Here is a 20,436-nt window from a genome sequence, read left to right on the forward strand (position 1 = left end):
AGGAAATAATAGAAATCAAGGCAAACGCCTAGGAACAAAACCCGGGGCACTTCAGTATTAGCAATATCGACGTAAAAGGTGTTCTTTGCGGCAACTTCATTCATCGCAACAAGCGAGCCAATCACATAGCTACACATTTTCAACCGTCGTACTCAATCCTGGCGCGAGCTCCTACCCGAGGGTAGATACCCCTGCCCGGACTTGGATACCTACGCGTTTCAAACCCCCGACGGATTGATTCATTCCACTACTGATGCCGAGAAAGTGTTTCCAAAGATCAATTAGCCACCAGCACAATCGGATGAAGCCTGACAACGAACTGTCACAGTGACGGCGTTGGTGGTGAAGATGCAACGTTTCTAATCTTGCAAACCCACATAGGTGGCGATTACAACGACGCCTTCCGGCCTGGGCCGGCTGTATACCAACTCCAACCGACATCACCGGACTACCCCGCATAGATTCAGGAAGGAACTACCCCGACAGAATGCCCCTTGCTACAACCCCTCGCAAGAGGTCACTACTGGACGCAGACATACCAAATTCTTACGGAAGCTCTGACGGCAGCTGCCAAATCTTTTCTCCAGTCGGCGTGAGCTTTACGCCTTGCCGCACACGAATAATGTAGTTGCCATCCTCAGGACGGCGCGGCAAATAAGCGAAACCAGGAGTGTTGGAGATACCGGGTATCGCCTGGTACGCCGGATCATAATCAACGACCTGATTGAAGGCGACAAGCTTCCTGTGGAAGGCTCGAAGTTTTCCGAGTGACCCCTCTGTTAGCGCGTCATTGTCCAACATCCAGTGTCCGTGAAGCCTTATAGCTTTATAGATGGTGTTGGTGAGGAATTGACGCTCGACCTCCCACGGAAGATTTTCTGTAACTTCAGTGATCAGAGACTCATGTCCAGCTTCCTTCATAATTTGATGAATCCGCTGCCTCGACACGCCTGCCGCCCGGGCGATATCGGACTGCGTCATACCTTCATCTAGTAGTGCTCGAATCGTTGTTGCGTCTGGTGCTGCCATGACATATTCCCTTCCATTATTGTCAAGCAAAGCATACCAATATATTTCGCGTGCTTAATAATTCTTCTGGCTGACAATGGACCGGAAATACTAGTACCATCCGCCAAGGTGACGATGGCTCCGAAGAGTCGTTACGATATGACTACCGTTTTATCGAGCTATGCTAAGAAGTCGATGTCGATGTAGGAGATGCCGCTCGTTATAGTGCCTATGGCCCGTCTACCGGAGGAATCTTGCCGGAGCTCTTTTTCAATGATTTAGTCGATGCGGATGCGCTTGCCATCATTGACTCGATGTGGAAGCTGCTTCCAAAGGATTTGTGTTCCTATGTCGCATCGAACTGCCATGATGACCAAGAGATTGATGCTGCTATCACTATCTTGGATTATTCTCTCGTCGCCAAGCTTCCTGTTCCGATAGATACTTTGAATCGTGCGCGTGAGTTGGCTCATAAACTGACCCACGAAGCTGATATTCGCCGGATTAACGCGCTCGTATTAGAACTGCAAGAAGCTCAATCGACAACCAACTCGTAAGCAGGAAGCAAACGGTTCCGTAAGGTAGGTCAAATTTAATGCCTAATCTGGTTGAGACGTGTCTTCGGGTGCAGAATGCATCGCGCCCTCATGTCAAGTACGACCGGTTGAACGGTGCTGGCGGAGATTTGACTGAGGAGATATTTCTCAACGACTTGGTAGATGCTAGGGCGTTCGTCCCAGTCGCACTCAAGACCGACTTCCTCCGAATTTGGACTGACGTACCAGAAATAGCTGGCGCAACCCCTGCACACGAGCAGGATTTCACCACACGCCAACTCGTACTCGAATTCGCCGCATTGGCCCCGGTAGTTGACCTCGGCCCGAACTGGGCTTAGTCAGAAACTCACCGTATTCAATTCGATTCCCCTCGAGTTTCATAGAGGCTTCCCCGCACTTCATTCCGCCCATGCTGTAAGGCCGGTGGCATTGGGACCTTGATTGCTACCTTTGGCTCCATGCTGGCGAAAGCGTGTAGGTCATAAATAGTTTGCTCAACCATTAGGTCATCCCAGTCGGGATTCAGCCATTCTTCATCATCGTCCCACCAAGACAGAAACTCACGCTTTGCCTCGACATCGGAAACAACTGCGTTACCGCTGACAAGCTGGGCCAACAGGTCTTCCTCTGCGAACTCCTGCAGCCTATAGGGATCGTACTGAACAGGAATCGATGACGACTCAATTACGCGCTGTACCGCTTCACTCATCCTCATAATTCCTCCTTAAGCTACCCTGCAATTGATTTCCTCAGCATCTCCCAAGCGTGATTTCCACATGATTGAAACTTCAAATAGAACTTCTGTTTATACAGGTCAACTAAGGGAAGCGTCCGTGTTTTATCCTTCGGCTTAATCCGGAAGTACTGACTCCGGAGTTCCCATATGGAAAGGAGACAACATGGCTCGATTCACACTCACAGTGGAACTCACCGAAGAGCAACTCCCCTCATTTATTCAAGTATTGGGGAAGATTACAGACCTGCTTAGTTCAATCAAGGCCAAAGATATCGCCCGAGTTGAATACCATGAGCTGAACCTCGACAACTGCGAAGAGAAAAAATCAAAGGAAACGTCGTTGACCATGCCGACAGCCCCATCTGAACTCACATCGACTGTCTCCTCAGTTAAAAGACACGCAACCGACGTCCGTGCGATTGCCAAATGAAATCAACGAATTCTTGGTCGAAGTCACCACTGAGCACGACAAACAACACCCTAACCAACGTCGACTAAGCAAGTCTGACGTAATTAACTTCGCACTACAGCGTCTCAAGTCAGACTTTGAAAAATAGTCACTTGGAGGCTCCAGGCAGATCAGGAGGATACGATTCTCACGTCGTCACTCCCCCTGTCCTGCCCGGAGCCTTGGCACCGCTACTTAAAGATTGACTACTTACAAGCAAGCTGCTTAAAAGCTGATCTACACAAAGACCAACCAGCACCTACACGAACTTCACACCCGCGAAGTTCTTCTTTCCACGGCGCAGCACGATCCACTTGCCGTGCAGCAGGTCCTCAGCAGAAGGCTCCCACGCTTCGTCCTCGATGCGCTGGTTATTGGCGTACGCGCCACCTTCCTTAATGGTGCGGCGTGCCTCACCCTTCGACTTGGCAAGACCCGCAGCAACGAGCAAGTCAACGGCAGTTCGCGGCTCGCCCTCAGCAATCTCCGCAACCTCAGTCTCGGAGACAGCACCCGCCAGGGTGGCCTCGTCCAACTCGGCCAGCTCAGCACGGCCAAACAGCGCCTGCGCTGCTAGCTCCACTGCCTTGGTGGCCTCTTCGCCGTGGACCAGGTTGGTCATCTCCTGCGCTAGACGACGCTGAGCCTCACGCTTGAATGGACGCTCCGCAACAGCGACCTCGTACTCAGCAATCTCCTCCTGAGTCAGGAAGGTAAACCAACGCAGGTAGTCGATAACAACCGAGTCACCGGCATTGAGGAAGTACTGGTACCAGGAGTACGGCGAGGTCTTCTCAGCATCCAGCCACAACTTGCCGCCACCGGTGGACTTACCGAACTTCTGGCCCTGCGCATCGGTCACCAGCGGCACGGTGAGACCGTGCACCTTGGCACCGTCGATACGCCTGTTCAGGTCGACACCAGAGACGATGTTGCCCCACTGATCGCCGCCGCCAATCTGCAGCACACAATCGTAGTTACGGCGCAGCTGCACGTAGTCGTTGGACTGCAGCAGCATGTAGGAAAACTCGGTGTAAGAGATGCCGTCAGACTCGAGGCGACGCTTGACGGTGTCGCGGTCGAGCATGGTGTTGAGGGAGAAGTTCTTGCCGACATCACGAAGGAAGTCAATGACGGACATGTTCATAGTCCAGTCAGCATTATTGACCATCGTTGCCGGAGCATCGCCCTCAAAGTCAATGAAACGACGCAGCTGGCCCTTGATGGCCTCCAGGTTGTGCTCGATGGCTTCCTGGCTGAGCATCGAGCGCTCGCCGACATCGCGCGGATCACCAATGAAGCCCGTGGCGCCACCCGCCAGCGCAATTGGGTGATGACCGGCCAGCTGGAAACGACGCAGCATAATCATCGGAACCAGGTGGCCCGCGTGCAGCGAATCGCCCGTTGGGTCAAAACCGCAATACAGAGTAATCGGGTTTTCGCACGCCTCGCGCAGCGCGTCAACATCAGTGGACTGATTAATCAGGCCACGCCACTGTAGTTCGTCGATAATGTTCTGTTCAGTCACGCCCTCTATCGTAACGTTTCGCTTGCCGACGTTCACCGCGAGGGTGACCTAAAACTCTTCAACAGCCTTCTTGTGGCGCCGGTAGGCCGAGACGGAAGCGTCCGGAAGCCACAGTCGCCAGGGCCGGTTCGCGGCTCGCCGAACGCCCACGCGCGGGCCGGCGTGGATGTCTTTATCCGGCTCGACGTTCACTGGCTGCGCTACGAACACGCGTGACGACGGATCCAGCGCATCTGCCCCATAGTCATCCAAGTCAAGGCCGAGCGCCTGACCAACATTGCCCGGACCACGTCCGAGACCCGCAGCCGCTGGCTTTTCACCGCGGCGGCGGCGCACCGCATCCATGCCCCGCTCAATGCGTACGGAGCGGACTAGCACTCCCCCGCCCGTGCCATCCGTTGCGCTAGTGATGTTGGCACAAAAGTGGATGCCATAGGAGCGGTAGATATACCAATGCCCCGCCGGGCCAAACATGGCGCGGTTGCGGTCGGTCGGCCCCATAAAGCAGTGCGCTGCCGGGTCGGGATAGCGCTGGTCAGCTGGACCTCCGTAGGCTTCAACCTCGGTGATGGTGGCGGTGACATCCTCTGCGGGAATAACAATCACGCAGCCGAGCAGCGTCCGCGCAGCATCGATGGGAGCTCCCGAAAGCATAGAGCGGTCGAGGGCGCGGTAGCCGTCGGCAAGCGGGAAAGGCAATTATTTATCCCAGGTGATGGCTTCGTCGGAAAGCATGACCGGAATGCCGTCGTCGATGCGGTAGGCAATCTTCAGCCGTGGGTTGACCAGCACCTGCTCGTCTTCGAGGTATTCAAGCGGCCCCTTGTCACGCGGGCAAGCGAGGATATCAAGGAGTTTCGGATCGAGGCTCATAGTCCACTACCTTACCGAACTGAATTGCCAAGGTGTCACGCTGACCTTCCAAAGCGATCAGGTTGTCCTGACCGATAGCATCCTGAATCTTCTGTACCGCGGAATGCAGCAGCTCGATGGACTCCCGAGCCGGATCCTCGGCCTTATACCGCAGGCGCTCCGGGACCGCGAGGTAGGAGTTGACCGTCTGCGGCAAGTACTCCTCGATGATGCCATCGATGACTACCTTCTGCTCGGGGTAGTTTTTGAGATATTTCCACTCGCTCAGGACGGACTCCAGCGTCACGCCAAGCTCATATGTGGCTTCGCCCAGCTCTTCGCCGGGATCCTGCTCGAAAAGTGTGCCCAACGTCCGGTGGAGACTTTTGCGCAGCTCAACCGGATTGAGCGGGCGGCGCTGTGCAAGTGCTGGCTTCGGAGCCGAGCCAACGGACTTCTGAGCCCCCTTGCTCTGCCTCGGTAACAGTGCAACCGAGGCTCCCCACGCGGCAATCGCAACTACCGGCCACAGGAAACCAAGCCCCACAACCAGGTGCAGCACCACGACCGAGATGGCAAGGATAAGCCCGACGATATTGGCGGGGCTGTTGAGAAAGCCACCGCCGGAAGATTTGTCGGAGGAAGTGCCGGAGGAATTACTGGTAGCCACGAATCTCCTTGAACACATCGGCGAGCTCGGTCTCACGGGACTCAAAGACTTTACCACCGGTCAGTTCCGCAAGTTCCTGCATTTCCCGCGAATCCGCTTCACCATAACGGATGACGAATACCGGCGGCAGATTTCCGCCCTTGGACTGGTAGAAATCGCGGAATTCAGCAAAAGTCTTGCCCGATGTTACCTGTCCATCGGTCAGAACCACGATGGACGGGATGGAGGTCTTATCAGAGCTGCCGAGAATATTGAAGGCTTGGATCAGGGCGTCGTAAAGCGCGGTTTCACCTTCGGCAAGCAGTCCATCAACCGCGGCGGTCAGCTGAGCGCGCGATTCGGGACCATCAATTGTCGTGGTCGTGGGCTCACCGACGGTCGTACTAAACGGCAGGATTGTGGCAATCTCGCGATTTCGCAGTCCGACGCTCCCCGTTTCGGTGCGGGCGCTGCCGTCGACAATTGCGTGCATCGTTTCCTGCAGGTCCGCGATGCGCTCGCCGAACATCGAGCCGGAGGTGTCCAGAACGAAGACCGACTCGCCGGGCACCCGCAGTTCATTGTCATACGCCTCGATGAGGCGGTCCGTAACGGAGCGGTCGCCTGGGAACGGCAGCTCGATGATGACGCTGTCGGTCATGATTTCTGGCAGGTTGGCATCACCGGAGACCGGGCGCAGAAAGTGATCTGCAAGCAGCTGCGAGTTTGCTTCCAACCACTGCCCGAGCGCTGCCGTCTGCCGCGCGGCGAGATCATTGGAGGGGTGAGCGAGCGACGTCAGTGGATAGTCAGCGCTGATGACACCGTCACTGGGAACCACAACTTTCAGGTCAGCGCCCTCTTTGTTCATCTGCTGGAGCACGGCTTCATAGTTGATAAGAGCGTCCACAGAGTCCGGCTCGTCCAGGAACTTGTCGCGCAGCCATCCCGACGACCCCGAAGTCATCTTCTGCCCCTCAAAGAACTTCTGCAGTTCAGGTGTAGTGCGGCTAATATCCGCTGTAGTCAGCGCGGAGCCGGTATCAGCGAACGCGGTCGCCACCGACACCACGCCGGAGAAGCCGGAGTTAGATTCCGCGGGGTTGGTCATGCCGTAGGTCAATTTGCCTGACGACGCAGCTTCCGCGATCTCAGCCCACGTCGGCTGCTTGGTATCCCACCCGAGCTCCCGCGCCTTGGCCGAATGGATGCCGAATGCGACCGGCGAGGTGGCGACTTTCTTGGCTTCGCCGAGCTTGTCGGTCCCGCCGAGAAGGTCAACGTACCGATTGGTCGCAAACCAGGTGGCATCAAAATGTTCGTCGAAGTCGCCGTCAATGAGGGCGTGGCTGTTCTTCACAGTACCGTCGAGAAGCTCGAGGCTGATAGTAAAACCGAGGTCGTCCGAGGCCTTTTCCATCAGTGGCTTGAGCTCTTTGAGCTCCGTGGCACCTGCGATGCGCATGGTCGAGCCTTTGAGGTCGGAATCGACGTTGACCTTGTTCGTCTTCTCATCGTCGGAGCCTAGCGACAAGTTCAGGCCGTCGTCGGAGCAGGCCGCGACAGCAAAGATGCCGAACACGCTGATGAGGGCAAGCAGTACTTTCCGAAGAGTAGTTGGTACTTTTTCCACGTTCATTGGCCTTTATCCCTCTTCCGTTTCAGGCCTCGGCGGACCCTGGTATCCGCGAGAAACACCCTCGATGAGCTGCTCGAGCATGTCGAAACTCGGCGGGTCAATAGAGTCCACAAAATCGGTGGATGCCTCCTGCCCCGTCTGCAGTTGCGTCTGGAATTCCTCCATCGCCTCAGGATGGCTGGATCGATAGCCATGCTTTGCCGCCAACTTCTGAAGCTCAGGATCTTCTGCAAGGAGCTTCGCCACGGCCGCACCATTGTCGTTAAAACCCAGCGCAACGTGAGTACTCAGAATTGTCGGAGATGGATACGCCAAGCGCATCTCCGGCTTCAGCCGGCTGTTCGGGGCACGGTCCTCGCCGAGGAACTGCGACTCGTAGAGCATCACCATGGGCTTCGAACCGACTCCCTGAGAGAGGTAGTCAGAAAATGGCCCCGCCGACGAGGATTCGGTGTACCCCTGGCCGGTGAACAGCGGAGTGAGCTCTGGCAAAACGGCATTGACCTGTCCGGTGTCGGATACAATCCGGCCGTCGTTAGTGATCCAGGACATCAGCGACAAGTACATTGCGGCTGAGTTCGACGAGCGAATGTCAGTTGTGGACATCTGCACCGTACGTGGCGACGGATAGCTGTTCCCCGCGAAGTCCCGCCAGCGGACATTGTCGTGTTGCATCGTGGCCAGTGCTTCCATGTCAACCTGCCACGTAGTGCCCTGTTGGTGGGCAACATTTTCGCCTTCCAGCGCCTGAAGAATGTTGTCGAAAGTAGCGATTGCCATCGGGGTGTAGAAGACGTCATACCGCTCAGCGCCACTCATCTTCTCAGCAATTTTCTCCGCTGCTGGCGCCGACGATGGGAATGCCAAGTCGAAGGAATCCAAATCCACATCCGTGGCCATCCGACGCGAACCCGCCGTCTTTACCTCCACCACATAGCCATGGGAGGCAAGCGCTTTCTGAACCTCTTTGTCCTCGAAGAACGGCTTCTTCTCAGAGCCGATAATCGCCTTGACGACGGTTTTTTCGCCACCGAAGAAATCACTGTTGCCTCCGGAGCTGCTACCAGAAAGTCCTGGAACACTGCCACCACGACCGACATACACCGCGACAGCTGCGATGATGATCAGAATGACTGCAAGAATTGGCCCTGGGCCGCACCCTTTCTTGCCGCCACTCCGATTCTTATTTTTATCTCGTGAGCTGTGATTTCCACCGCTCGACGCCGTACTTTCCGCCATGAAATTATGGTAAGAGACGCAGTTAAAGCTGGCAACAGGTATAGAAATAATCAGTAACCTGCGTCACTTCGGGGCACCCTGGCATTCCGGGGTAATAGACAAAAAGTGTATCCGCTCAGTGTGTCGGCCGGTGGTCACCTTTCGCTACTTGACCCAATGCAAGTTAGTGACCGCGTTTATAGCAAAAATGGCCGGCGACGGTGGGTCAACACGAGTTAGTGACCGCGTTTATGTCAGCGACAGCGGGCCAATGTAAGTTACTGACCTCGCTTATAGCAAAAATGGCCCGAAAAATGGCCTGAAAGTGCTATAAAGTTGGGCAGTTTCACATGTGCAGCTCATAATTTTTGGGGATGGTGCCGTTTTTTCATCTGGTCTGCACAAATGGCCTTCTAGGTCTGTTTCGTATGATCTGGAAAGCACACCAAACCCCCGTCACCACACCCGAGTGCCATTCCGGTGGTTTGAAAGAAGAATCGGTGTGCGATCGATTGACCGCACACCGATTAATTAGGTGCGTTAGCTGAGACGACCACTTTAGCCGCTTTAGCCGCTTTAGCCGCGAACTGGCCTTTCAGCCCACTGCTTCAACTCAGTGTTCTTCTCGTCAACGCGGGCGAGCTGCTCAGCAACACGCACACCTGCAGTGCCACCGCGGGTATCGCGAGAAGCCACAGCACCGTCGATAGTCAACACTTCACGGACCTTTGGAGTCAGTGCCGGGTGAACACCGGCGAGGTCCTCATCGGAAAGCTCGTCCAAACCGATACCGCCCTTGGACTCCGCGATGCGGACGCACTGGCCGGAGGCCTCGTGCGCGTCGCGGAACGGCACGCCTTCACGGACCAGCCACTCAGCCAAGTCAGTGGCCAGAGTGTAGCCTGCCGGAGCGAGCTCGCGCAGACGATCCTCGTGGAAAGTCAGCGTTGCCACCAAGCCGGTCAGCGCTGGCAGCAGCAGAGTCAGCTGCTCGACCGAGTCCACCAGAGGCTCCTTGTCCTCCTGGAGGTCACGGTTGTAGGCCAGCGGCTGAGCCTTCAGCGTGGCCATGAGGCCAGCGAGATTACCAATCAGACGACCAGTCTTGCCACGGGTCAGCTCCGCCACGTCCGGATTCTTCTTCTGGGGCATGATGGAGGAACCAGTCGACCAGGCATCAGCCAGGGTGACGTAGCCGTACTCCGGGGTGGCCCAGTAGATGATTTCCTCAGCCAGACGAGACATGTCCACGGCGATCTGCGCGAAGACAAATGCCGCCTCAGAGGCGAAGTCACGGGAGGAAGTGCCGTCGATCGAGTTGTCCGTGGCAGAGTCGAAGCCGAGCTCCTCAGCAATGGCCTCCGGGTCCAGGTGCAGCGAGGATCCCGCCAGCGCACCGGAACCGTACGGGGACACAGCCAGGCGACGGTCGAGGTCCCGGATGCGATCCAGATCGCGCAGCAGCGGATGCGCGTGTGCCAGCAACTGGTGTGCCAGCAGCACCGGCTGAGCCGCCTGAGAGTGAGTCTTGCCAGGCATGATGGCATCCGGGTGTGCCTTGGACTGAGCCACCAGCGCGTCAACCAAGTCAGTGACATCCAGTGCAACGCCGCGCACAGCATCGCGCAACCACATGCGGAACAGGGTTGCCACCTGGTCATTTCGGGACCGCCCAGCGCGCAGGCGACCGCCGACCTCCGGGCCGACGCGGTCAATTAGACCGCGCTCCATGGCACCGTGGACATCCTCATCCGTCGGCTCTGGACCAAATTCGCCGGAGGCAACGTCGCGACCGAGCTGATTGAGGCCTTCAATCATGGTGTCAAAGTCGGCATCACTGAGCAGCCCACGGGCATGCAGCACTCGGGCGTGGGCCTTGGACGCAAGAACGTCGTAAGGCGCGAGCACCCAGTCAAAGTGGGTGGACTTGCTCAATGCGGCCATCGCCTCGGAAGGGCCACCGGCAAAGCGGCCGCCCCACAGGGAGCCTTCGTTGGTACCGTGCTTTTCGACCATTGTCTTTTTCAATAGGCCTTTCGCTCTAGTCGCTCTGGTGATTCTTTTACAGTTTGAAGTCGCGCTTTGCAGCCATCTTCGAGGACAGGCCGTGCAGCTCGACGAAGCCGCGAGCCAGGGTCTGGTCGAAGGTGTCGCCCTCGTCGTAGGTAGCCAGGTTGAAGTCGTACAGCGAGGTGTTCGAGCGGCGACCGTTGACGTTGCAGTGGCCTGCGTGCATAACCATGCGGATGTCACCGGAAACGCCCTTCTGGGACTCCTCGATGAAGGCATCCAGTGCGCGCTTCAGCGGCGAGAACCACAGGCCGTCGTAGACCAGGTTTGCCCACTCGCCTTCGACCTGGCGCTTATAGCGAGCCAGCTCGCGCTCAACGGTGACGTCCTCCAGAGCTGCATGTGCAGTCATGATGGCCATAGCACCCGGAGCTTCGTAGATCTCGCGGGACTTGATGCCGACCAGGCGGTCCTCGACCATGTCCAGGCGACCGATGCCCTGAGCACCAGCGCGGCGGTTCATCTCTTCGATGGCCTCCAGCACGGAAACCTTCTTACCGTCGATGGCAGTCGGCTTACCGTCCTCGAAGGAGATGATGACCTCGTCCGGGGAGTTGAAGTTAAGGGTCGGATCCTCGGTGTACGCGTAGACATCCTTCGTCGGCGCGTTCCACAGGTCCTCCAAGTAGCCGGTCTCAATGGCGCGACCGAAGAGGTTCTGGTCGATGGAGAACGGAGAGGACTTGGACTGCTCAATCGGCAGACCCTTTTCCTCAGCAAAGGCGATGGCCTTGTCACGGGTCCACGCGAAGTCACGAGCCGGAGCGATGATCTTCAAATCCGGAGCGGTGTTGGCGAAACCAACCTCGAAACGGACCTGGTCATTGCCCTTACCGGTGCATCCGTGAGCGACGTGGGTGCCGCCGAACTCCTCTGCGGCCTTCGCCATGTGCTTAACGATCAGCGGGCGAGACAGTGCAGAAACCAGCGGGTACTGCTTCATGTAGAGACCATTTGCCTTAATGGTCGGCAGGCAGTACTCCTCAGCGAATTCATCCTTAGCGTCGACAACGACGGCTTCGACAGCGCCGGCGTCCAGAGCGCGCTGACGCACGGACTCCATGTCCTCGCCGCCCTGTCCGACATCGATGGAAACTGCGACGACCTCGCCGTCAGTCATTTCCTTGAGGTACGGAATAGCAACGGTGGTGTCGAGGCCACCAGAGTAAGCAAGAATAACCCGGTTGGTCATAGGGTAAGCGCTCCTTTAATCGGTGCTTAAAGCATTTCGTGGAATAGTTTACTGGTTCGTTCCGGCGGCTAGACGCTGGGCTAGCTCAGCGCCGGAAAGTGGTTCTCTAGCCAGGCACATTACGGTGTCATCACCTGCAATTGTGCCAACGATGTCTTTGAGCCCCGCACGGTCAATCACACTGGCTAGATACTGTGCGGCGCCCGGCGGTGTGCGCACAACCGCGATGGTGCCCGAATGATCAATGGAGACCAGTAGCTCGTCTAAAACGCGCCGCATCCTGGCCACTGCCCCGCTGGAGACAGCGAGAGCATCTTCGACGATGGAATAACGCGAACCGTTTACTCCATCGCGGATCTTCCGAGCGCCCAGCTCATCGAGGTCTCTGGACAACGTGGCCTGCGCAATCTCAATGCCCTCGTCGGCAAGCAGCTCGACGAGCTGAACCTGACTGGACACGTGATGTTGCGCCAGCAGGTCAGCAATGCGTGCCTGCCGAGCTGTGCGAGAACCTGGTTGTGCTGCGGTCATGGCTGTTACTGCCTCTCCACCAGCCAGGTCAGCAAAGCCTTCTGTGCGTGCATGCGGTTTTCGGCCTCATCGAAGACTACCGACTGCGCCCCATCGATGACCTCAGCGGTGACTTCATTGCCACGGTAGGCCGGCAGACAGTGCAGGAAGATGGCATCCTCATTTGCCTTCGCCATCAGCTCAGCATTGACCTGGTACGGCAGGAACGGAGTGCGACGATCCAGTCCGTCGTTCTCCTGCCCCATGCTGACCCAGGTATCGGTGATGACAACGTCCGCCCCGGCAATGGCCTCGTCGACGTCCGCAGTCACGGACACGGTCGCACCGGTCTGCTCCGCGACCTTCTTTGCGCGGTCGACGTAGGCCTGCTCCGGCTGGAAGTCCTCCGGCGCACAGATGGTGACATCCAGACCTGCGGTAGCGAAGCCAACAAGGTAAGAGTTGGCCATGTTGTTAGCACCATCGCCGAAGTAGACAGCCTTCTTGCCGCGCAGTCCTGCCTGGCCTTCTGCCGGGCACTTGTGCTCAATGATGGTCTGCAAGTCAGCGAGAATCTGGCACGGGTGGAACTCGTCGGACAGTGCATTAACGATCGGTACTGTCGCGGTCTCAGCCATAGCTTCCAGACCCGACTGTGCGTAGGTGCGCCAGACAATCGCAGAGACAAACCGGCTGAGCACCGCTGCGGTGTCCTGGTAGGTCTCACCCTTGCCCATCTGCGAGTTTCCAGTTTCGACCACAATCGCGTTGCCGCCCAGAGCCGCAATACCGGCGTCGAAGGAGAAACGGGTCCGGGTCGAGGTCTTGTCGAACAACACCGCAACCGACTGCGGGCCCTCGAACGGGCGACGGGAGTACGGCGCTGCCTTCAGGTCTGCAGCCAGCTGCAGTACCTCGGCTTGCTCCTGCGGAGTCAGGTCATCATCGGCGAGAAAATGACGGAGCATCAGTTTCTAGTTCCTTCCATTCTTAGCGACAGCCTCAGCGGCATCATTCAGGCAGGCATCAATCAGCTCAACGGCGCGGTTGACTTCCTCATCGCTGAGATTCAGCGGCGGCACAATACGCAGGACGTTTGCCTGCGGTGCATTCAGAATGACACCGCGCTCATAGCCGGCGTTGACCGCTTCCTTCGCCAGGTTCTCGGTCAGCACCAGCCCGAGCATGAAGCCGCGGCCACGAACGTGGTCGACATGGCTTAACGACGCGAGCTTGCGGGCCAGAACCTTGCCTTTCTCGGTGACTCGGTCGAGCAGTTTTTCTTCTTCGAGGGTCTCGATAACCGCAAGACCAGCGGCGGCACAGACCAGGTTGCCACCGAAGGTAGTGCCGTGTGCACCCGGGGTGAACAGTTCCGCTGCGCGACCATTGGCGATGACAGCACCCAACGGCAGGCCGCCGCCCAGCCCCTTGGCCAAAGTCATAACATCCGGCACGATGCCGTCATGCTGGTGGGCAAACCACTGTCCGGTGCGGCCAATGCCGGTCTGCACTTCGTCGACGATCATGAGGACGTCGAAGCGCTTAGTCAGCTCGCGGACAGCAGTGAGGTACCCCTCCGGCGGTGCGACCACACCGGTCTCGCCCTGAATTGGCTCCAGGATCACCGCAGCGACACCCAGCGGATCGGACTCGATGGTCTTAGTGAGGAAGTCGATGTCGCCGTAGGGCACGAACTCGACTCCGCCCGGCATCGGTTCAAACGGTGTGCGCTTGTCCGGCTGACCGGTCATGGCGAGTGCGCCCATGGTGCGACCATGAAAACCGTGGTGAGTAGCGATAATACGGTTCCGGCCGGTCAAACGCGCCAGCTTGAATGCGGCCTCATTGGCCTCGGTACCGGAGTTGCAGAACATAATCCGGGTGTCACCAGTGTCCCAGCCAGTCAGCTCAATGAGCTTCTCCCCCAATACCAGTGGCGGCTCAGAGGCGAAGATGTTGGATACGTGCCCCAGCGTGGAAATCTGGTTGGATACTGCTTCCACGATGGCGGGGTGTGCGTGCCCCAGCGCGTTGACTGCGATACCGGCGAGCAGGTCCAGGTATTCCTTGCCCTCGGAATCCATGACAATAGCGCCCTTGCCCTGCACAAGCTCAATGCGCGGCGTGCCGTAATTGTTCATCATCGTGTGTTGCCACTGCTGCTTGAAGTCGCTCATGTCGTCTTTCGACCTGCCTAACGTGTGTGTAGCTAAATTCTTGTTCGTCTTTTCTGCCTTATCCGGGCTCTACCATTGTGCCGATACCACCGGATGTCATCAGCTCCAGTAGCACCGAGTGCGGCTGGCGGCCATCGATAACGTGGGCCGCTGGCACTCCCTGGTCCACTGCATTCAGGCAGGACTCCATTTTCGGAATCATGCCCGAGTCCAGCGTTGGGAGGATTTCTCGCAGGTGTGAAGTGGAAATCTTCGATACCAGCGAATCGCGGTTCGGCCAATCCGTGTAGAGACCTTCGACATTAGTCAGAATCACCAAACGGTTCGCGTCAATTGCAGATGCCAGTGCACCTGCTGCCGTGTCGGCATTGATGTTGTAGACCTCGCTGCCATCTGCCGACGGCGCAATGGTGGAAACCACCGGAATACGACCGGCATCAATCAGGTCCAACAGAGTTTCCGAGTGCACATCCGTGATATTGCCGACCAGCCCGATATCGGTTTCCTTGCCGCCGACATTCACGGTGCGGCGAGTACCGGTAAACAGGCCGCCATCCTCGCCAGAGGTACCCACCGCATATGGGCCATACGCGTTGATGAGATTCACCAGTTCACGGCCAACCTGCCCGAAGAGCACCATGCGGACAATTTCCATGACCTCCGGAGTAGTAACGCGGAAGCCACCGCGGAACTCACCCTCGAGTCCAAGGCGCTTGAGCATCGACGAAATCTGTGGACCACCGCCGTGGACGACCACCGGCTTCACACCCACAGTGCGCAGGAAAACCATGTCCTGCGCGAAAGCCTTTTTCAACTTCAGGTCGGTCATCGCGTTACCGCCGTACTTGACCACCACAATCTTGTCGCGGTGATGCTGCAACCACGGCAGCGCTTCCGCCAGCACATGTGCCCGCTGTTCGAAGGACAGCCCTTCGGTCAACTGGTGAACCATGTCAGAGTCTCCTCAAAACCTTCTACGACGAATATGCCGAGTTAATGTGAACGTAGTCGTGCGACAGGTCCGTTGTACGAATCGTGGCCTCTTCGGCGTTACCAGTGCCGAGGTCAACCTCAACAGCGATTTCCTTGCCGGAAAGGTCCACTTCGCGGGCATCCGGAGTGCCACCGGTATCGCGGCACACGACATGGCCATTGAAGGAGACTGTAATGTGCTCTGGATCCATCTCCACCGGTGCAGTTCCAACAGCCGCCAGCACGCGGCCCCAGTTCGGATCCGAGCCGAACATTGCACACTTGAACAGGTTGTCGCGACCGATAATTCGTGCAGCTACCAGCGCTTCTTCAGCGCCGCCAGTACCCCGCACAGTCACAGACACGCGCTTGGTTACGCCTTCGGCATCCGACTGCATCTGGCGCGCGATCGAATCGCAGACACTGAGCACTGCCTTATCCAGCTCCTCCTGCGAGGGCTTCACACCAGAGGCGCCGTTGGCCAGGATAATGACGGTGTCATTGGTGGAGGTAGACCCATCGATATCCAGGCGGTTAAAAGTAACCTCGCTGGCCTTGGCAATGGCCTCGTGCGCCATTTCCTCGCTTACCGACGCATCCGTCGTAATCACACCGAGCATCGTAGCCATCGAGGGACTAATCATGCCGACGCCCTTGCCCATGGCACCAACGGTGAAGCCGTTGCCATGCGCCACGGCCTGCTTTGCCACCAAGTCGGTGGTCAAAATGGCCTCCGCCGCAGCCGTACCGGCAGCCGCGTCGCTCCCCAGACGCTCCAGCAGCTTCGGCACACCCGCCAGCACGATGTCCATCGGCAACCGGTCACCAATCAAACCGGTGGAACAGGCACCAATCTCGGTAACGTCGACGCCGAGCCCATCTGCGACTTTCTGGCAGACCTCGAGGGCGTCGGCAATACCCGGCTGACCGTTGCAGGCGTTGGCATTGCCCGAGTTCAGCACTACTGCCGACAGTTTGCCGTCCGCAATGTGCTTCTTGGACACCGTCACCGGCGCAGCCTGGACACGGTTGGTGGTAAAGACAGCCGCAGCGGTTTTCTCCGGACCTTGGTTGACTACCAAGGCCATATCCGGGTTACCACTGACCTTGATTCCTGCAGTGACACCACTGGCTACAAACCCCTGGGGCGCGCATACACCGCCTTCGTCACCAGCGACGTTGACGAGACCTTCTTTTTCTTCCTTCATCATGGGGCAACTCCTACCAGTGGAAGTCCTGCAGTTTCATTCTGTCCAGTCACCAAATTCATGCACTGGATTGCGGCACCACCGGTGCCCTTGGTCAGATTGTCAATAGCCGAGGTCAGCACCAGGCGCTGGGCGCGTTCATCCACCTCAACCTGAATCTGAACCAAGTTGGAACCAATCACCGACTGCGTCTGTGGTTGCAGGCCTTCCGACAACACCTGCACAAACGGCTCGTCCTTATAGAACTCGAGGTAGGCCTCCCGAGCGGCGGCCTCCGTAACCCCGGTGACAAGCGGAGCGGTGATGGTAGTGAGAATGCCGCGCGATGTCGGAGAGAGCACCGGCGTGAAGCTGACGGTGAGGTCCTCTGCGTACGGCTTGAGGTTCTGCAGGAATTCCGCGGTGTGGCGGTGCTTACCTGCGGTGTTGTAGGCACGGAGGTTACCCATCACCTCGGAGCCGAGCAGAGGCACAGCGGCCTTCTTACCAGCCCCCGAGGTACCGGTGATAGAAACGACGGACAGGTCCGGTTTGACCAAGCCCTTTGCCACAGCCGGCAACGCCGTAATGGTACCGCCGGTAGGGAAACAACCCGGTACAGCGATACGCTTGGAAGCAGCCACCTCTTCCCTGTTGCCCGGCAGCTCCGGGATGCCATAAGTCCAAGTGCCAGCGTGCTCCGAGCCGTAGTAATGCTCCCACTCGGTGGCATCCTGTAGACGGAAATCCGCGCCGCAGTCAATGATTACCGTGTCGTCTCCCAGCTGCTCTGCGATTGCAGCCGAATGACCGTGCGGCAGACCGAGGAACACCACGTCATACCCAGCGAGCGTGTCACCATTGGTCGGCTCAATGCGACGGTCAGCCAAAGGTGCCACATGAGGCATAATGTCACCCACACGAGCACCCGCGTTGGATGCTCCTGTCAGTGCGCCGATGGTCAACTCGCCGGAAAGATAGGCCGGGTGCGACAACAGCAGGCGGAGGATTTCTCCTCCCGCGTAACCGGTCGCACCGGCAATGGCAACGGAAATACTCATGCCAAACATTCAACACTTTTATTCACTGCGTTGCAAGATATTCATGAAATTCGTTGCCAAAGTGCTGGGTTGTGGCTGATGTGACGCGAGCGAACAGTGAATATAATACCGCTCGGCGCGCGTCACTTCCCGACTAACCGCGCAGCTGAGCGCCGTGGCGGGTAGTGGCCAACTCAATGGCCGCCTCGCGAGCGGCGGAAGCTTCCTCTTCCTTCAGCGTACGGTCCGGTGCGCGGAAACGCAGGGAGTACGCCAGCGAGCGAACGTCCTCGCCCATCTGCTCGGAGCGGTAAACATCGAAGATACGGATCGACTCGAGGAGCTCACCGGCACCCTCAACCAGAGTCTTCTCGACCTCTGCGGCGGAGACCTCATCGCTGACCACAAGTGCAACGTCCTGGTGGACAGCCGGGAACGGGCTGAGAACCGGTGCCGGCAGGTGCTCCGTCACTGGCAGTGCATCGAGATTAATCTCCATAGCGCAGGTGCGCTCCGGCAGACCAGCGTCCTTGCACACCTTCGGGTGCAGCTCACCGGCGTGGCCGACGACTTCGCCGTCGACAAGCAGCTCGGCGCAGCGGCCCGGGTGCCACGGCAGGACCTCGGCGTTGCGAATCTCCAGCTCGACGTTAGCAGCGCGAGCAACGATGCGAGCGGCATCGATAGCGTCGGCGACGGTGTATGCAGCCTCGTCACCCCACGGGCTATCCAAGCGGATACGACCACAGGCGACAGTGGCGACATGCAGCGGCTGCTCCGGCAGCGACTCCAGCAGTTCGGCGCGCTCGGCCTCGCTCGGCAGACCCGCGGTAGACGGCATCGGCGAGACACCACTCCCGCGCTCGATAGACACTTGCTCCACACCGTAGAGCGACAGGTCTACCTGGCCGCGAGCAACATTGCGCTTCAGCGCGTCCAGCATGGACGGCAGCAGAGTCGTGCCCAGCTGGGCGTGGTCCGACTCCAGCGGGTTGATGACCTTGACGGTATTGCGACGCGAATCATCAGCGTCCAGGCCCCAGACTTCGAAGACGTCGTTGGCAATGAATGGCGTCGGCAGAATCTCCAAGTAGCCGTTGTGAGCCAGTGCGTGGCCAACGAAGCGGCGGCGCAGCTGACGCTCGGTCAGACCGCGGCCAGCCGGGGCGATCGGAAGGATAACCGGAATGTCTTCCAGGCCCTCCAGGCGCAGGATTTCCTCAACCAGGTCGGCGGACATGGTCAGGTCCGAGCGCCAGGTCGGCGGGGTGACAGCCAGGCGGTCACCGTTGTCAACGACCTCGCAGCCGACCTCACGCAGGCGACCGATGACGGTCTCACGCGGGTAATCAACGCCCGCAACTTCGCTAGCGCGATTGACCGCAAAGTCAATAGTCGGCATGGTGGCAACCTCACCGAGCAAGGTGCGACCAGTGTCGATAGTGCCACCGGCGATGTCAGCGAGCAGCTGGCAGGCCAGGTCCAGAGCCGGCTCGACAAGAGCGGTGTCCACGCCGCGCTCGAAACGTCGTGAAGCCTCGGAGGTCAGCTTGTGGCGGCGGCCACTACGGAAGACGTGCAGCGGCGACCAGTTGGCGGCCTCGAAGACCACATCGGTGGTGTCGTCGGCAATCTCGGAGGTGAGTCCACCCATAATGCCGGCCAGCGACTGAATACCGTTGTCGTCACAGATGACGACATCCGCCGGGTCGAGCTTGCGGTCCACGTGGTCGAGGGTGGTCAGGGTCTCGCCGGGCTTCGCGTTGCGGATGTGCAGTCCACCAGCGATCTTGGAACCATCGAAAGCGTGCATCGGCTGACCGAGCAGCAGCATCACGTAGTTGGTGACGTCCGTGGCCACGTTGACCGAACGCTGACCGGCCAGCAGCAGGCGGCGGCGCATCCACCACGGGGTCTCGGCGTTCGGGTCGATGCCTGTGACACGGCGCAGACCAAAGCGGCGGGTGTCGGTGTCCTCGTCGATGGTGACGTTCAGAACCTCGCCCTCGACCGGCAGCTGCTGCACAGCTGCTGGATCGGCGAAGTCGAGGTTGAAGGCGGAGCAGATCTCGCGGCCCAGTCCTCGGGCCGACAGCGCGTAACCGCGGTCCGGGGTGATGTTAACCTCGAACTTCTCGTCATCGAGACCGATGAACTCCTTCGCGCACGAGCCCAGCTCAGCCGGGGCCGACGGCAGCGTCAGAATGCCCGCGGAGGAATCGGTCATACCCAGCTCAGCCTCGGAGCAGAGCATGCCGTTGGAAATCTTGCCGTACGTCTTCCGTGCGGAAATTGCGAAACCACCCGGCAGCACGCAGCCCGGCAGCGCGACGATGACAATGGAGCCCTCTTCGAAGTTGCGGGCACCACAGATAATCTCCTGCAGCTCGCCGGTGCCATTGGCATTACCGACGTTGACCTGGCAGAAGCGAATTGGCTTTTTGAAGCCCTCGAGCTCCTCAATGTGGTCGACGCGACCGAAAACCAGCGGGCCCTCGACCTTCTCCAGCGGCTCGTGTCCCTCGGTTTCAAAACCGACGCGCACAAAGCCCTCATCCAGCTCGTCCGGGGTGACGGACCAGTCCGGGTTGATGGTGTTCTCTGGGCCGCGAACGATTTCAGTGACCCACGACTGTGGAATGAACATGTA

At 58.4% G+C, this 20,436-nt stretch carries 20 protein-coding genes; 3 read left to right on the top strand and 17 right to left on the bottom strand.

Annotated elements, in window-relative coordinates; genetic code table 11:
• Positions 1 to 546: 546 nt before the first annotated feature.
• A complete protein-coding gene (locus Q0U90_RS09055) occupies positions 547 to 1,029 on the bottom strand; it encodes a sigma factor-like helix-turn-helix DNA-binding protein (RefSeq protein WP_297453893.1) in 483 nt (160 codons plus the stop codon).
• A 233-nt stretch (positions 1,030 to 1,262) separates the two neighbouring features.
• Here Q0U90_RS09055 and Q0U90_RS09060 point away from each other — a divergent pair, with 233 nt between their 5' ends.
• Together Q0U90_RS09060 and Q0U90_RS09065 are read left to right on the top strand one after the other, a co-directional pair.
• Positions 1,263 to 1,565 carry a hypothetical protein gene (locus Q0U90_RS09060; protein ID WP_297453895.1) on the top strand — a complete coding sequence of 101 codons (303 nt, stop codon included), beginning with the start codon at positions 1,263 to 1,265 and terminating at the stop codon, positions 1,563 to 1,565.
• A gap of 38 nt (positions 1,566 to 1,603) precedes the next feature.
• Positions 1,604 to 1,903 (top strand): hypothetical protein, encoded by a 300-nt coding sequence (locus Q0U90_RS09065; protein ID WP_297453898.1) that lies wholly within the window; start codon positions 1,604 to 1,606, stop codon positions 1,901 to 1,903.
• Positions 1,904 to 1,920: 17 nt separating this feature from the next.
• On the opposite strand, the gene Q0U90_RS09070 is transcribed toward Q0U90_RS09065, so the two are convergent.
• Positions 1,921 to 2,274, bottom strand: a complete 354-nt coding sequence (locus tag Q0U90_RS09070) for a hypothetical protein (protein WP_297453903.1) — start codon at positions 2,272 to 2,274, stop codon at positions 1,921 to 1,923.
• Positions 2,275 to 2,464: 190 nt separating this feature from the next.
• Between Q0U90_RS09070 and Q0U90_RS09075 the strand changes: the two genes are divergently transcribed.
• Positions 2,465 to 2,731: a hypothetical protein gene (locus Q0U90_RS09075; RefSeq protein WP_297453906.1), complete on the top strand. Its 267-nt coding sequence runs from the start codon at positions 2,465 to 2,467 to the stop codon at positions 2,729 to 2,731.
• A gap of 277 nt (positions 2,732 to 3,008) precedes the next feature.
• Here the strand turns inward: Q0U90_RS09075 and tyrS are convergent, their stop codons facing one another.
• From tyrS to pheT, 15 genes are all read right to left on the bottom strand, one after another.
• Positions 3,009 to 4,277 (bottom strand): tyrosine--tRNA ligase, encoded by a 1,269-nt coding sequence (gene tyrS, locus Q0U90_RS09080; RefSeq protein ID WP_297453909.1) that lies wholly within the window; start codon positions 4,275 to 4,277, stop codon positions 3,009 to 3,011.
• Positions 4,278 to 4,325: 48 nt separating this feature from the next.
• On the bottom strand, positions 4,326 to 4,976 hold the full coding sequence (locus Q0U90_RS09085) for a DNA-3-methyladenine glycosylase (protein WP_297453912.1): 651 nt from the start codon (positions 4,974 to 4,976) through the stop codon (positions 4,326 to 4,328).
• Complete coding sequence (locus Q0U90_RS09090) at positions 4,977 to 5,150, bottom strand: Trm112 family protein (RefSeq protein WP_038625618.1); 174 nt, start codon at positions 5,148 to 5,150, stop codon at positions 4,977 to 4,979.
• Positions 5,125 to 5,799, bottom strand: coding sequence for a hypothetical protein (locus Q0U90_RS09095; protein WP_048758340.1), 675 nt, complete (start codon positions 5,797 to 5,799; stop codon positions 5,125 to 5,127). The genes Q0U90_RS09090 and Q0U90_RS09095 overlap by 26 nt, the downstream gene beginning before the upstream one ends.
• Positions 5,786 to 7,417, bottom strand: a complete 1,632-nt coding sequence (locus Q0U90_RS09100; protein WP_297453919.1) for a VWA domain-containing protein — start codon at positions 7,415 to 7,417, stop codon at positions 5,786 to 5,788. The genes Q0U90_RS09095 and Q0U90_RS09100 overlap by 14 nt, the downstream gene beginning before the upstream one ends.
• A gap of 6 nt (positions 7,418 to 7,423) precedes the next feature.
• Entirely contained in the window at positions 7,424 to 8,656 is a 1,233-nt protein-coding gene (locus Q0U90_RS09105; protein ID WP_297453922.1) for a hypothetical protein, read from the bottom strand.
• A 555-nt stretch (positions 8,657 to 9,211) separates the two neighbouring features.
• Positions 9,212 to 10,651 carry an argininosuccinate lyase gene (gene argH / locus Q0U90_RS09110; RefSeq protein ID WP_297453925.1) on the bottom strand — a complete coding sequence of 480 codons (1,440 nt, stop codon included), beginning with the start codon at positions 10,649 to 10,651 and terminating at the stop codon, positions 9,212 to 9,214.
• A 46-nt stretch (positions 10,652 to 10,697) separates the two neighbouring features.
• Positions 10,698 to 11,897 (bottom strand): argininosuccinate synthase, encoded by a 1,200-nt coding sequence (locus Q0U90_RS09115; protein WP_297453927.1) that lies wholly within the window; start codon positions 11,895 to 11,897, stop codon positions 10,698 to 10,700.
• A 48-nt stretch (positions 11,898 to 11,945) separates the two neighbouring features.
• A complete protein-coding gene (locus Q0U90_RS09120; protein ID WP_297453929.1) occupies positions 11,946 to 12,428 on the bottom strand; it encodes an arginine repressor in 483 nt (160 codons plus the stop codon).
• Positions 12,429 to 12,433: 5 nt separating this feature from the next.
• A complete protein-coding gene (gene argF / locus Q0U90_RS09125) occupies positions 12,434 to 13,375 on the bottom strand; it encodes an ornithine carbamoyltransferase (RefSeq protein WP_297453932.1) in 942 nt (313 codons plus the stop codon).
• Positions 13,376 to 13,381: 6 nt separating this feature from the next.
• Positions 13,382 to 14,587: an acetylornithine transaminase gene (locus Q0U90_RS09130; RefSeq protein WP_297453935.1), complete on the bottom strand. Its 1,206-nt coding sequence runs from the start codon at positions 14,585 to 14,587 to the stop codon at positions 13,382 to 13,384.
• A 58-nt stretch (positions 14,588 to 14,645) separates the two neighbouring features.
• Positions 14,646 to 15,539 carry an acetylglutamate kinase gene (gene argB, locus Q0U90_RS09135; RefSeq protein WP_297453938.1) on the bottom strand — a complete coding sequence of 298 codons (894 nt, stop codon included), beginning with the start codon at positions 15,537 to 15,539 and terminating at the stop codon, positions 14,646 to 14,648.
• A gap of 22 nt (positions 15,540 to 15,561) precedes the next feature.
• A complete protein-coding gene (argJ, locus tag Q0U90_RS09140) occupies positions 15,562 to 16,770 on the bottom strand; it encodes a bifunctional glutamate N-acetyltransferase/amino-acid acetyltransferase ArgJ (RefSeq protein WP_297453941.1) in 1,209 nt (402 codons plus the stop codon).
• Positions 16,767 to 17,807, bottom strand: coding sequence for an N-acetyl-gamma-glutamyl-phosphate reductase (gene argC / locus Q0U90_RS09145; RefSeq protein WP_297453943.1), 1,041 nt, complete (start codon positions 17,805 to 17,807; stop codon positions 16,767 to 16,769). Before argC ends, argJ begins: the two co-directional genes overlap by 4 nt.
• A 133-nt stretch (positions 17,808 to 17,940) precedes the next feature.
• Positions 17,941 to 20,433 carry a phenylalanine--tRNA ligase subunit beta gene (gene pheT / locus Q0U90_RS09150; RefSeq protein WP_297453946.1) on the bottom strand — a complete coding sequence of 831 codons (2,493 nt, stop codon included), beginning with the start codon at positions 20,431 to 20,433 and terminating at the stop codon, positions 17,941 to 17,943.
• Positions 20,434 to 20,436: the final 3 nt, after the last annotated feature.

Origin of the sequence: uncultured Corynebacterium sp. (genome assembly GCF_946998835.1) — a bacterium.
Classification (GTDB): domain Bacteria; phylum Actinomycetota; class Actinomycetes; order Mycobacteriales; family Mycobacteriaceae; genus Corynebacterium.

Bases quoted from the DNA above. Each gene is read 5' to 3' on its own strand.
- Q0U90_RS09055 (WP_297453893.1), bottom strand. From the start codon at position 1,029: ATGGCAGCACCAGACGCAACAACGATTCGAGCACTACTAGATGAAGGT.
- Q0U90_RS09065 (WP_297453898.1), top strand. From the start codon at position 1,604: ATGCCTAATCTGGTTGAGACGTGTCTTCGGGTGCAGAATGCATCGCGC.
- Q0U90_RS09070 (WP_297453903.1), bottom strand. From the start codon at position 2,274: ATGAGTGAAGCGGTACAGCGCGTAATTGAGTCGTCATCGATTCCTGTT.
- Q0U90_RS09075 (WP_297453906.1), top strand. From the start codon at position 2,465: ATGGCTCGATTCACACTCACAGTGGAACTCACCGAAGAGCAACTCCCC.
- Q0U90_RS09090 (WP_038625618.1), bottom strand. From the start codon at position 5,150: ATGAGCCTCGATCCGAAACTCCTTGATATCCTCGCTTGCCCGCGTGAC.
- Q0U90_RS09100 (WP_297453919.1), bottom strand. From the start codon at position 7,417: ATGAACGTGGAAAAAGTACCAACTACTCTTCGGAAAGTACTGCTTGCC.
- Q0U90_RS09105 (WP_297453922.1), bottom strand. From the start codon at position 8,656: ATGGCGGAAAGTACGGCGTCGAGCGGTGGAAATCACAGCTCACGAGAT.
- argH (WP_297453925.1), bottom strand. From the start codon at position 10,651: ATGGTCGAAAAGCACGGTACCAACGAAGGCTCCCTGTGGGGCGGCCGC.
- Q0U90_RS09115 (WP_297453927.1), bottom strand. From the start codon at position 11,897: ATGACCAACCGGGTTATTCTTGCTTACTCTGGTGGCCTCGACACCACC.
- Q0U90_RS09120 (WP_297453929.1), bottom strand. From the start codon at position 12,428: ATGACCGCAGCACAACCAGGTTCTCGCACAGCTCGGCAGGCACGCATT.
- argF (WP_297453932.1), bottom strand. From the start codon at position 13,375: ATGCTCCGTCATTTTCTCGCCGATGATGACCTGACTCCGCAGGAGCAA.
- Q0U90_RS09130 (WP_297453935.1), bottom strand. From the start codon at position 14,587: ATGAGCGACTTCAAGCAGCAGTGGCAACACACGATGATGAACAATTAC.
- argB (WP_297453938.1), bottom strand. From the start codon at position 15,539: ATGGTTCACCAGTTGACCGAAGGGCTGTCCTTCGAACAGCGGGCACAT.
- argJ (WP_297453941.1), bottom strand. From the start codon at position 16,770: ATGATGAAGGAAGAAAAAGAAGGTCTCGTCAACGTCGCTGGTGACGAA.
- argC (WP_297453943.1), bottom strand. From the start codon at position 17,807: ATGAGTATTTCCGTTGCCATTGCCGGTGCGACCGGTTACGCGGGAGGA.
- pheT (WP_297453946.1), bottom strand. From the start codon at position 20,433: ATGTTCATTCCACAGTCGTGGGTCACTGAAATCGTTCGCGGCCCAGAG.